A 13,757-nucleotide genomic window follows, 5' to 3' on the forward strand; every position below is an offset into this window, starting at 1 on the left:
TAATGTATTCACAAACAAAAATTGCAATACCCATTTTCCAAAAGAAATGTGAAAATGTCATTGAAGCTGCTCATGATTGTATTAGTAAAGGGGCGGATATTTTAGAGTTTAGAATAGATGGACTGAAAAATCCGGATATCGGCGAGATTAAAAATACAATTAAAGAAATTGATTTTCCAATAATAGCTACTAATAGAATTGGCAGTGAAGGGGGTTCTTTTAAAGGCTCTGAAGAAGAAAGATTTAATATCCTTTATGAATGCTGCGATTTAGTTGATTATGTTGATATTGAGCTTCAAAGTGATGATGAATATATACATGAAATCCATGAAACCGGTGTTGAAACCATTGTTTCTTACCATGACTTTGAAAAAACTCCTGATTTAAATGAAATAATGTATATTGTTGAAAAAGAACATGAATTGGGAGACATTGCTAAAGTTGCTTTTATGCCGCAAGATTTAGAAGATACCTTAACAATACTGGCTGTTTTATCCCATTGCGAAAATACTATTGCTATTTCAATGGGGGATTTAGGAAGCTATACCCGCGTTATGGCTTCTAAATTTGACTCGCCAATTACTTTTGCTGCAGGCACTGATGCGACTGCACCTGGTCAAATTGACATCGAAACAATGAAAGCCCTCTTAAATATGGATTTGAATATTATGAACGAGTGAGTTAAATGTCTAAAAAAATTATTTTAACGATAATTTTACTTATTTTAACTGTTTTTGCCGGAATCATATTCTTAGGTCATGATTCTGTTGACATTTACATAGATGGTGAAAATATTACCGTTGAAACCAAATCATTATCCACTGTTAATAAAAAACATCTTAACAAGGACATTACTAATTACACATTAGAAGTAATGAATGACACTGCAATAGATATAGATGCTTATAAAACCGGAGTTAAAGATATTTGTATGTATTACGGTTTAGACAATGTTGAAGTCAATCTTGATTCAAGCATTGGACCTAACCAAATTCCCGTTATTGTAACCGTTGACGGAACATCAATGCTTCCAACCTTAAAAGATGGACAAGATGTTCTTTTAAATAAAACCCATAATGTTAATGTTGGAGATATTGTTGTAGCAGACTCCGACCAATATGGAGGAATCATAAAAAGAGTTGATCAAGTAAATGGAGACGACATTCACTTGGTTAGTGATAATAAAGAAGTTTCTTATGAAATTATTAATAATAAAATATATGAAATTAAAGGCGTTTCCACATGGGTAGATATTTCTGATATAAATGGTGTTGTTATCGACTACTAAGACAACTATTTTTAAAAATTGAAATTATAGATATTGTGTCTATTTTTTTATCATTCATTAGGTATTGGAAGTTAATTTATAGTTTTTCTTGAAAAATTTATACCATATGACTTAAATTATACGGCTCAAGATGGAAAATAGAAACCAATTAAGATAAATTAAAAATCGAAAAATTCACAGGAAAAAAAGGAAAATAATCCTAGAACAAGACTTTTAAATCCACATATGACCTATTCAACATGTTAATAGTCCTAAAAAATGACGAAAAACAACGAATAAAAAGAGAACACACATACAAATACAAAACCAATATCAACACACTAATTGGGAAAACATCAAAGAATAAATGTCACGACTACTAACAGACGATAAAAAAAAAGAATTTTTGTGTAATATCTTTACACAAAAATATACAAAATTATAAATTTTCAAATGTTATTTTTTATTTTTTCTACTTAACGAAATTAAAATAAAAATTAATAACGCAAGTAAAAATATTGGGTTACCTGTATTCTTAATTAATAATGAAGAATGTGTTTCAACAGTTTTTTCAGGTTCTATAGGAGACTTTTCTGAAATTATAGTAATATTGGCTTCATTGCTTTCTGTATTATTGTCATACTCATTACCATTAACTCTAACTATATTAGTTATATTACCAATTGTATGCACTTTTACAACAATGATAAGAGTAGTAGTTTTGCCTTTAGCTAATTTACCTACATTCCACAAACCAGTTTTAGGATTATAAGCTCCCCCACTATTATCACGAATATAAACTAAACCATTAGGTAAGATTTCAGTTACTACAATACCAGTAGCATCATCAGGACCATTATTAGTAACACTTATTTTGTATTTTATATAGTCTCCAATTTTAACCTTAGTAACATTTGCAGTTTTAGTAATGATTAAATCAGCACATTTCTTTACAATTATTTTTGTACTTACAATGTTATTTGCTGTGTTATTATCATACTCACTACCCTTAACTTTAACAAAATTAGTTAAACTACCTGTTTTACCAACACGCACAACCACTTTAAGAGAAACAGAAGCACCATTCGCTAAATTACCAACAGTCCACAAACCAGAATTATGATTATAAGCACCACCACCATTATCACTAACATAAACCAAACCAACAGGCAAAGCCTCCTTAACAACAACACCAGTAGCATCATCAGGACCATTATTAGTAACAACAACAGTATACTCTACAAAATCACCATAATTAACATTAGAAACATTAGCACACTTAACAATACTTAAATCAGCACTTTGAGCAACAAGAACTGTATTGCTTGCATTAAATTCATGAGATTTTACTTTAACAGAAACATTATTAACTATATTACCAGTTCCACTAATACGTGCAACAATAGTTAAAGTTGCACTTTCTAATCTATCAAGATGACCAATATTCCATGAATTATTAGAATAATTATATAATCCTTTTGAAACATTGATAGATAATATTTTTAAAGAATTTGGTAATTCTTCAGTTAGTAAAACATCTTCATTTATTGAATCACCAATATTATTTACAATAATAGTATAAGTGATATAGTCCCCATAATTAGGTTCTGTATTATTTATACTTTTTGTAACATTTAATGTTAAATTTAAAACTCTAAAAGTTGTATTTACAGAACCAGAAGCTGTGTTGCTTGCAATTATAGTATAATTACCAGCAGCTAAATTAGGAATAGTCCTATTAAAAAGGAATAAAGTAAAATTAGTTATAGTAAGCATTTCATTATAAACAACGTTTCCTTCAGTATCTAAAATACGTACATTTAGAATATTATAATCTGGTCTATTTTTATAAAAATGATTTGAATTAATAAGTTGTGTACCGCCTATGGTTGAGTTATAATATACAGCACTACCACCAATATTATTTGCAGTCGTATATACTCCTGGAATAACATTATCTCCTTCATGCCATGAAACAGTAAAGTTTTCAACATCACCCCAATAAATATTATAACCATCAGTAATATTGATTTCATGATACCATGGCACATTATTTATAAAAGTACCTTTAAGGATGAAATTATCTCCTATATAATAAATTGCCGAACCACCATTAGTAGCATTATTATTAATATATTTTTGATCATTATTCCCACCATCAAAATAGAATATATTTGAATGTGAAAATATAGCTCCACCCCTATTTCCAGCAGTGTTATTTATAAATCCTTCACCACCACATCCATGCACCTGAATATATTCAACAGAATCACTAATATAAATAGCACCACCATCTAATGTAGCAGTATTATTTTTAAAATCATATTTATGTATCCAAATACCTTTAGTATTATTTATATATAATCCTCCACCATGTTGCATGATTATTAAAATAATAATTACCCCTAAAGTGCATAGTGTTATGATTAGGTTTTTGATCAGGGAGAGAAATATATAATCCACCACCATACATGGCAGTATTATTGTTAACTGTATTAAACCATATTCTAAAGTCGGAGGCTGTTTTTATATCGCCATACATAATAAAATACAGGGCTCCACCTGCATGATTCGCTTTATTATTATAAAAATTTATATATTCTATAGGCTTACCCTTAAAAACATTACTAATTACTGTATAAAACAATGCTCCTCCATCACGACCAGCACTATTATTAATAAAATTTATATTAGGGTTCGAACCACTAGTTGCATCAAAAATACCATGATCTAAATAAATAGCACCACCATCACGACCAGCACTATTATTAATAAAATTATTATTAGTTTTTACTGTTACTGTAGTGGAAGATCCACCATATATAACACCACCATCAATACTGGCACTATTATTAATGAAATTACAATCTTTAGAATACAATGTAGAACCACCACTTATATAAGCAGCTCCACCATTAACACTTTTTCCATTAATCAAGTTTAGATTTTTTAATCTTAAAGTAACACCACTATTAACATTGAAAATTCTCGAAAGAAGTTTTGCATTTAAAGTAGATTTGTGATTATCACCCTCATAATTACCACCATCGATAGTGATTGACTTATGAATATTAATTGGAGTCGAATGGCTATTTACAAATGTATGGTTATGTAAATAAATTGTATCTCCACTGCCAGCATTATCAACTTCATATTGAATATTCGAAAAGTTACCATCGTTATTAATATGATGTGATGCGGCATCAACTCCAGAAATAGATATTGCTAAAATAACAAATAATATAATAAATACAAAAACATTTTCTGAAATTTTATTCTTAATGAAAATTTTCAGCACCTATGCTTTCAAATAAACAAAAATTTTTCATTGTTAATGAAAGAATTTCTATCTAACCCTTTATTTATTATAAAATTTATAAAAGGCATACATATATTAAGTGCATATAATATATAATATTTACTATAATAAAATAAAATTATTAATTAAAACTGATATTCATTTTAATAATACAAATTTTATTCAATATTTTAGCTATTAATTAAATGAATTCAAAGTTTAATAGAACTTGAATTTTAATAAGATAAACTTTTAAAACTGCTTTTTTTAAGAAGAATCCAAATAATTCTGTAATTTAGTTTTCATTGTTTTATGGCAATGCCCGATTTGATACTGATGCTTAGTTTTTGTTGACTGTTACCCCTCATTTAATCAATCTGATGTTGTTGAGTGTTATTCTGATTAGTGATTCACTGTATGTTTTGGATATTTTTTTAATTTTCCGAGAAGTGATGTTTCTAAAAAAGATTTTATAAAATCTTTTGAAAAAGATTCTATTGGAATTACAGTAGCTTCCTATTTATTAACTTGTTTTCCATGTCCAATAAGTGTAATCCAACATGATGGTTGGTGTTTGATTTATAGAAGTTCTCCATCATAATGAACGGATCCACTAAATTCAATTTATTTAGATTATCCGAACATATGCTATGGGTTCCTTTACAAACAAATTCCATCATCCAACAAATTATTTTATTGATTGAAATTTAATTAAAACAATTCTATCATCACTATGAGAATACCATCCAAAAAATAAAGTAAAAAACATTGAAAAAATCAAAATCAACCAAACATGCGCCATCACAAAATTAAGTTTTATATATCTCTTCAGCATTAAATAATGCTGGAAAGTTAGTTTTTTGATTTATAAATAAACATTTCTCTTCAATTAATATATAACTCTTTTTAAATAACTTTTACACTAAAAATCACCTAAAAAAATATTATAATTAAATACACGCCAATTATATGATTTAATATGATGGATTAAGGTAACATCGATGAGATTCAATATAATAAAATTAGAAAATCAGTACCAAATCAGATACTGTCAAAATATACTTGAATTATTCTGTAAATAAATGAGCAATTAAATAAAACAAGCTACGTCGACATTCATCTAAATATGGTTTTTATAAGGTTTAAAAATCTAAAAAAAAAAAAAAAGGTAAATTTAATATTTACGTTTAATTAATGGAATTATTAATAATACCATTATTAACATTAATATTGGATTACCTGTTTTTTCAAGTTTAGTTTCTTTTATAATGTCTGTTTTTTCAGGAGTTTGGTTATTTTCTCCATTTGAACTGTTATCTTTTATTACTTGGGTGGTATTTTCAACAGTTGTGTTATCTGTTTCATTACTACCTGCCATTATAACATTAGTAAAGTTCCCTACTTTAGTAGTTTTAAAGAAAATAGTGAAATTTGCTGATTCACCTACGCCTAAAACTTTTTTATAAATGAATTTATTTCCGATTTTAGTCCAATCGGATCCTATGAATGAATCATAGATTAATCCCTTATAACTTTTTTCAATTACAAATACTTTTGTCAGTTTGTAATCTCCAGTATTTCGCACAATAATAGTAAAACTACATTTTTGACCTAAAGTTACAATTTTATTGTTGGATATTTTAACAACACTTAATTTTGGAGTAAATACTTTTGTTGTATTATTTGCAGTACCATTAGGTGTTTCATTAGATCCTACAACAACAACATTAGTAAATTCACCTGATTTAAATGTTTTGAAACTCACAACAAAACTAGATGTTTCACCTACACCTAAAACTTTTTTATAAATAAACCTATTTCCTGATTTAGTCCAATCAGAACCAATAAAAGAATCATAAATAAGACCATCGTAACTAGATTCAACAACATATACGCCATTAAGTTTACAGTCTCCTGTGTTAGTGACTTTAATTGTGAATCTAACTTTATCGCCAGTAAAAACAATAGGATTATTGGTTATTTTAATTACTTTAATATTTGGTTTATAAACAATTGTTTTATTTGTACCATTAGATAATGTAATATTATCAAATCCAGATGTTACATTATTTGTTAAAGTTCCATTTTGTATTGCTTTGAATAATAGGATTATGGATACACATTCACCTGATTTTAATGGATTGTTTAAAGTCCATTTTTTCAATGTTTGGTTGTAAGTCCAATTTCCTTTAACATTTTTCCAACCCTGGTATACGAGACCGTTACTATAATCATCATCTTTTATAAATGCATTGTAGATGGTTTCATTTCCAGTGTTTTTTAAAGTTATTTTAAATTCAACAATTTCATTGATTATTATTGTTTTATTTAATGTTTCTTTAGATACAACTTCAGTAATATTAGCATATCTCCATTTGAATAATACTGAATTTTGAGTTAAGGATGGAGAAATCATGGATGAGAAGTTAAAAAACATTATTGTTCCATTTTTTAAAAGTTTGGAAGCATTAACGTTTGGAATTCTTAATCCAGAATTATATAATTCTAATACTTTTTTAACATATGTATTATTAGAATTTTTAAAGTCACCATCACTAAATATCCACACAGTTCGAGCTAGGTCACTATTTTCTAAATCTGTTTCATTGTTTACAAAAGTGTAAATGAATATTTTAAGATATTCACTTATATCTTCACCATTGAGACTGTTTCTTAATACTTTAAGTTCATCATCTCTTATACCAGATAAAGGAATACCTAAGTAGGATTCAACACAGAATCCATAAAAGTTATCAGTGTAGATAAAATATCTATTTCCATGACTATTATCGATAACTTCAATTTTTTTGTTTAAAAGCCTATTTACAACTTCATTACTATCCAAATTATTATTATTCAATATTACTTTATTAAGTGCATATATTGATTTTCCTTCGTCAGCAGTATTATCTTTAAATGTAGAATTAGTAACACTTGCATTAATTACAAATAATGCTCCCCCAACATTTGCAGAGTTGTTATCAAATGTTGTATTAATGATATTAATACTAGACATACTTATTGCTCCACCATAACCATTAGCAGTATTTCCTTTAAATAAAGAATTTGAAACAACAGTATTATTATATTTCATATTCACATCAGATAATGCTCCTCCACAATATCTAGTTGCAGAATTATTAATAAATCTACAATTATCTATAACATTGTTGGATCCATGTATTTTTATTGCTCCAGCATATAATGCAGTATTATTAATAAAATCATTATTTTTAACTAAAACATTACCAGTTGCTAAATAGATAGTTCCAGTATATTCAGCATTATTATTTGTAAAACTATTATCTTGGATTGTACCGTCTTCAGATTGCCAATGAACTGCACTACCATGATAACCTGCATAATTATTGTCAAAAGAACAGTTTTGGAGATTGTTCTTATCACCAGTAGAAACAACTGCTCCACCAATTTCAGCATGATTATTATTAAAAGAAGAGTGTAATATTTCACATTCGTCTCCTGAAACATATACTGCTCCACCATAACCATCATAATCATCATAATTTCTTGCAGTATTATTGGTGAATTTACACTTAGAAACATTACATTTATCTTCTTTAATATATATAGCTCCACCATACATGGCAATATTATTCATGAAAGTGGTGTTTTCGACAAGTGCTTTGTCATCACCTAAATAAATAGCTCCACCATAACCATCATCTTTTGCATTGTTGTTTTTAAATATGGAATTTTTAATTTTATAATCCCCATATTTATTATAAATAGCTCCACCATCTTTATTTGCACTATTGTTATTGAAATAACAGTTAGTTATTACACTATCGGTTTGATATGTGTATATTGCACCACCAATTTTAGCACTATTATTTTCAAATTGACAATTATTAAGGATTAACTCTCCATTTTTTGTACAAATTGCAGAGCCCCCACTATCTGAATGCCCATTAACAAAATGTATGTCATTTAAAACAATTGGTGCTGTACTAGATAAAGTTATTTTTAAAATACTTGATTGTTTATTTCCATCTATTTTAAAATTTTTACCATTAATAGTTATTTTTTTATTAATTGATATAGAACTGGAATCAGTTGCATTGTTATAAACATAATCTTTATCTAAATCTATTGTAGATCCGCTTGCTGCACTATCAATAAGTGTTTGCAAGTCAGTAAATGTACCTGGTGAATTTCTATTGCTAACTACATTATTTAAACCATTAGAATATGTAAGTGTATCTGATTCACCTAATGTTATTCCATTATGTGCATCAGTTGAATTATCAACTGCAGATGCTGCTGATATTGATACCAATAAAATAATGAATAAAAATAACACTTTATTCAAATTTTTACATTTTAACATATTCTTTTTCACCTCCATTTTATTTAGTATTGCTAAACAATTAATTTCAATTTATAACAATTAAATTATTATTTAACATTTTCATATATATATATATTTCGATTTACAATCAGTATTATCAAGTTAAAATAAATTTCAGATCTTATTTTTCTGTTCAATTTTTGATTTTTTTATTTTAGTTATATCTGTGTATAATTATTTTAATAATTTTTTATCAAGTATTAATTTATTTATATCTATTGGGGAAAAAAGTCTAATTAGTTGTATAATTGTTTGAATTCTGTTTTTACTTTTTTTGTACTGTATCATAGTTGAATATTTCAGATATTTTAGTGTTATATTTTTCAAATTCGTCCAGTTGTTTTTTTATTTTTTCGATGTGTTTTTTATTGGTTTTTCTTTTTGAGTTTATCTTTGTTTTTTAGTCTTTTTTGCCTTTGAGAGATATTCTTCCAAATTTTTATACTTTTGACAAATTTGAGTTGTTGTATTTTTTCTTGGGATTGGAATTAGACTGTTAAATCTTTTAGGGAGCATGTCATGAAGATTTCTATGAAATATTTGTCAAAGTCTTTGGATTTCATTATTTGATCCATCTAAAATCATGTAGTTTTGGCTGTCAATACTGGTTGTGCAGACATATTTTTCGCCATTTATGAAGAAAAATAACTTATTATAACATATAATTCCTGAAAATTAAATATTTCTTTCTTTAAGTTGTTGTGTGATTTTTTCTTCTTTTTTCTTCTGATTTTATGGATTCATGGTAGTGTACAGTTTATCCTTGGAATTTTAACATTATATCTATTGTTTTGAAAATATTTAGCAACATGTTCTAGAACATCTTCAGTTAAATAAACAATATTCCATTTAAAAGTAATATAATCTTTAAATATCATTTCAGCAGAAATAATACCTGTAGAGGCAATTTTGATATTCATAAATAAATTACATGCCCCTACAAACAATTTAAACCTTATTAAAACCATACATAGAAGCAAAAAGACAAATAAAATTAAACAATTTAAATTTGACGAAATGTTTTGGGTGAAAAATGAAAATCCATAAGTTAAATTTTTTATACCCCCTTGGTGATTTCATTAAACAAATTTTTCATTAAAAAACCGTTCTGATATCTTGAGGTATTTTTATAATTTAACATTGATAAATTGCTTATCGTGAAATAAATTAAATGTATAAATTAATAAAAAAATAATCTAACACTAAAATTTTTGAAATTACAAAAGGGGAACATTTAAAAAAAGTTATATATATCTAAAATAAATATTAACAATTAGGTTTAATAAATGATTGACGAAAATATATCAGAAAAAAATGCTGAAAACTTAATAAACAAGGAATCAACCTTAAATAATGAGAACCGTATTGTTATTGCATTAGAACGAATTGCTGATGCTTTAGAAATTATTGCCAACAATAAAACACATTCTAAAAATATTAAAAAAGATAATGGCAGTTCAACAACTATAAACAAAAATGAAATTAACAATCCTTTAGATAACCCCCGTTATATCGAAGAGTTTTTAGAACAAAAAGGCATTTGTATTAAATTTGTACCGGAAATAAATAGCGAAATAAATGAAGTTTTGTATACTTTATCCTCTTTTATGGGCAATAATTATTCGAAAATTAGTGCTGTTTATAAAGCCATTAAATCTAAGTTATCAACCGGAGAAAGTGTTAGAATATATATGAGAAACTTTACACAAGAAGAAATTGGATACTCATGTCAATTCTGTCATAATTTATATAAACTAACTTTTTTAAGTTATTACAAATATCTAAAATCACCCAAATATCAAATTATTGCAGCACCTAATAGAATCCCTCTTGTTATTAATTTTTTAACAGGGCATTGGCTAGAATGTTATGTTGTAAATGAAATTGAAGAATTAATAAAAAAATTGAACATCAACAAAGAAACATCTTTTTTATTAAATCCGCAAATAATTTTACCTAATGGAGATGATTTCGAACTAGATGTTTTATTTTCAGTTGAAGAGGACATTTATTGGATTGAATCAAAAACATCAGATTACCACCATTATCTGGAAAAATATTCAAAAATGGCCAAACTATTAAGTTCTGAAAAGGTTCATCCTTTTTTAATATTGACGGATGTTCCCCAACAAACTTGCAATAAACTTTCCAATTTATTTGGAATGGAAGTTTTAAATATAGAAAATTTCTCTGAAGTAATGTTTGAAGAATTAAAACCCTATAAAACTATTCACAATACTGAAGAAATAACCAATAGTGAAATTGATTAATATTTAACCAAATTTACCTAAATAAAAACCAATTTCACCCATCAATCCAAATTTATATGCGATGAAAAATATTAATGACCCTGTAATCCAATACATCAATACATAAATCCAATCATCCCTATCGAATTTGAGTTTTTTAAAAAATGTACGTTCTTCAAAAGCTCCAAAAGCTCTGCTATCCATAGACAATGCAGTTCTACTGCCAATTCTGATGGAATTAACAATAAGTGGAACAGAATATCTTTTTAGTTTATTGAAATAAGAAAAAATCCCCTTCTCATCGGAAAATCCCATAACTTTGTGAGCAGACCTTACAACATTAAATTCGGTTTCTATCATAGGTATAAATCTAAATGCAACCATAACCCCATAACTAAATTTATAAGGAATATTTAAATTTTGAATTAAAGATCGTATAAAATTACTTGGTTCTGTAGTGAGACTAAAAGGCAATGCTAAAATAAGCAAAGAATAAATTCTAACAGCATAAATCAAACCTAGATAAACACTAGTCCAATAAATATTAAATGATCCAATGGAAAAAAGTATTGGAGAACCTGCAGTTAAATCACTTCTTGCAGCTAGCAAAAACAGAATAAAAATCGAAAGTGAAAAAATCGATATTGGAGCTGAAATCTTTAAAAACCTAATAATGGGAATTTTGCCCAGTGTTAAAATAATCAGTGCTGTAAAAACAATAAACGCCAGAGGTATCCAAATCTCATTAATCAAACAAATTAAAAAAAGAAATGGAAAAAAACTAATTATCTTAGACAGTGGATTTAATTTGTTTAAAAAAGAAGCATTATCATAGAAAAAGATCTTCACAGTACCACCTGTTGACTGAAATAATCAGCAAACTCCTCACTAGAAGACATGCCCCTCAAATTTTCATCATAATGAGATAAACGCTTAGAAAGTTTCAAAAGAGGAGGTAAAGTTAATGATGCCCTTTCAAGAATTTCATCCCTCTTAAAAAGATCCTTTGTTGTTCCCTTAAAAATTATCTTTCCTTTATTCATTACAACAACTTTTTCAGCGTATTTTTCCACCAAACTCATATCATGAGTAATCACGATTATTGTTTTACCTTTATCATTTAAAGACTTTAAAAAACTTAACAATTTAGTTGAACTTTTAAAATCTTGACCAAAAGTGGGTTCATCCAATATTAAGATATCCTGACCTAAGGTCAACATTGTTGCAACACTTAATAACCGTTTTTGACCATGGCTTAACATAAATGGGCTTTTGTTTCGATAATTTTCCATATCAAATTGCTTTAAGGTTTTATTTAGCCAATTATCAATTTGATCTTGTGAAAATCCTCTAAGTTTCAATCCAAAGCTCAATTGTTCCTCAACTGTGTCCTTAATAAACTGATGTTCAGGATTTTGAAAAACATATCCTATCTTTTTGCTTAGATTTTTTGAGGATATGTTAGATATATCCTCATTATCAATGAAAACCTTAGATTTAGGAGGTTCTATAACATTCACCATATGTTTAGCCAATGTAGTTTTACCTGCCCCATTAGTTCCGACAATAGCTAAAAAATCACCGGAATTGACATTTAAATTAATAAAATCCAATACCTTCTTTTTACCATATGAAAATGACAAATCTTCAATTTTAATCACATTTTCTTTATTTTCCTCAAAAGACTGTGAAATTTCATTAAAATCATTAGATTTTTTATTGTTCGCAAAATTTTCAAGATTTCTTATAGATTCAACAGCTTCCGGAATGGTCAATGGCACCCTATCAAGTTTTATGTTATTTTTTTCCAGCTCATAATAAAGCATAACCACCTGAGGCATCCAAATTCCTTCCCTAATAAGAATATCTGCTTTGTTCGTGAAAATTTCCCTTGGTGTTCCTTCGGCTATTTTAATTCCCTGTTTATTTATAACTAAAATTCTATCAATGATTTCCATTAAATCATCAAGTTTATGCTCAATGAGAATTATTGTATTATTTTCAACTTTTTTAAGGTCCTTTAACTTTTCAAAAAAATCTAAAGTACCGAAAGGGTCTAAATTAGCTGTTGGTTCATCAAAAATGAAAACAGAAGGATGCATAGCTATTAATGCAGCTAAAAGAATTTTTTGTTTTTCACCACCTGAAAGGCTGTAAACCTCCCTATAGCGATAATCTAACATGTTGACTTTATTTAGTGCCTCAATTAACCGTTTTTCCATTTCATCATGAGAAAAGCAAAGATTTTCCAATGCAAAAACAATTTCATCCTCTACATTCAAACTAACAAATTGCGCTTCAGGGTCTTGAAAAACAATTCCCACTTTTTGAGTCAATTGATGAACTGGAGTTCCATCAGTTTTTTCACCGCAAATTTCAACAGTCCCTTCCATCTCACCAGGTATGATATTAGGTATAATGCCATTGAGAGATAATGCAAAAGTACTTTTACCCGAGCCAGATGGCCCTAAGACCAGTACCACTTCCCCTTTTGAAATTTCAAAATTAATATTTGTTATGGATTTGCAATCATTTTTCTCATACTTAAAAGCCAAATCATTGATTTTGATCAAA

General features: G+C 27.5%; 9 protein-coding genes. 3 read left to right on the forward strand and 6 right to left on the reverse strand.

What is annotated here, in order from left to right:
- The first annotated feature begins 2 nt into the window (after nt 1–2).
- Nucleotides 3–680, forward strand: a complete 678-nt coding sequence (gene aroD, locus Q9969_RS03405) for a type I 3-dehydroquinate dehydratase (RefSeq protein WP_305514147.1) — start codon at nt 3–5, stop codon at nt 678–680.
- 5 nt (nt 681–685) lie between these two features.
- Nucleotides 686–1,288, forward strand: a complete 603-nt coding sequence (locus tag Q9969_RS03410; protein WP_305554436.1) for a S24 family peptidase — start codon at nt 686–688, stop codon at nt 1,286–1,288.
- Between the two features lie 435 nt (nt 1,289–1,723).
- On the opposite strand, the gene Q9969_RS03415 is transcribed toward Q9969_RS03410, so the two are convergent.
- The 4 genes from Q9969_RS03415 to Q9969_RS03430 form a co-directional block, all read right to left on the reverse strand.
- Nucleotides 1,724–3,649 (reverse strand): DUF11 domain-containing protein, encoded by a 1,926-nt coding sequence (locus tag Q9969_RS03415; RefSeq protein ID WP_305554439.1) that lies wholly within the window; start codon nt 3,647–3,649, stop codon nt 1,724–1,726.
- Nucleotides 3,618–4,565, reverse strand: coding sequence for a hypothetical protein (locus Q9969_RS03420; protein ID WP_305554442.1), 948 nt, complete (start codon nt 4,563–4,565; stop codon nt 3,618–3,620). The genes Q9969_RS03415 and Q9969_RS03420 overlap by 32 nt, the downstream gene beginning before the upstream one ends.
- Nucleotides 4,566–5,739: 1,174 nt before the next feature.
- The gene (locus Q9969_RS03425) at nt 5,740–8,913 is read right to left on the reverse strand and encodes a right-handed parallel beta-helix repeat-containing protein (RefSeq protein WP_305554445.1); all 3,174 of its coding nucleotides are present in this window, start codon (nt 8,911–8,913) and stop codon (nt 5,740–5,742) included.
- A gap of 761 nt (nt 8,914–9,674) precedes the next feature.
- Nucleotides 9,675–9,854 (reverse strand): hypothetical protein, encoded by a 180-nt coding sequence (locus tag Q9969_RS03430; RefSeq protein WP_305554449.1) that lies wholly within the window; start codon nt 9,852–9,854, stop codon nt 9,675–9,677.
- Nucleotides 9,855–10,220: 366 nt separating this feature from the next.
- Here Q9969_RS03430 and Q9969_RS03435 point away from each other — a divergent pair, with 366 nt between their 5' ends.
- Complete coding sequence (locus Q9969_RS03435; protein ID WP_305554452.1) at nt 10,221–11,204, forward strand: hypothetical protein; 984 nt, start codon at nt 10,221–10,223, stop codon at nt 11,202–11,204.
- A 3-nt stretch (nt 11,205–11,207) separates the two neighbouring features.
- Here Q9969_RS03435 and Q9969_RS03440 read toward each other — a convergent pair whose 3' ends face one another.
- Together Q9969_RS03440 and Q9969_RS03445 are read right to left on the reverse strand one after the other, a co-directional pair.
- A complete protein-coding gene (locus tag Q9969_RS03440) occupies nt 11,208–12,032 on the reverse strand; it encodes an energy-coupling factor transporter transmembrane component T (protein ID WP_305554455.1) in 825 nt (274 codons plus the stop codon).
- The gene (locus Q9969_RS03445; RefSeq protein ID WP_305554457.1) at nt 12,029–13,756 is read right to left on the reverse strand and encodes an energy-coupling factor transporter ATPase; all 1,728 of its coding nucleotides are present in this window, start codon (nt 13,754–13,756) and stop codon (nt 12,029–12,031) included. Before Q9969_RS03445 ends, Q9969_RS03440 begins: the two co-directional genes overlap by 4 nt.
- Nucleotide 13,757: the final 1 nt, after the last annotated feature.

It is taken from the genome of Methanobrevibacter sp. V74, from assembly GCF_963082495.1.
In the GTDB taxonomy this organism is placed as follows: domain Archaea; phylum Methanobacteriota; class Methanobacteria; order Methanobacteriales; family Methanobacteriaceae; genus Methanocatella.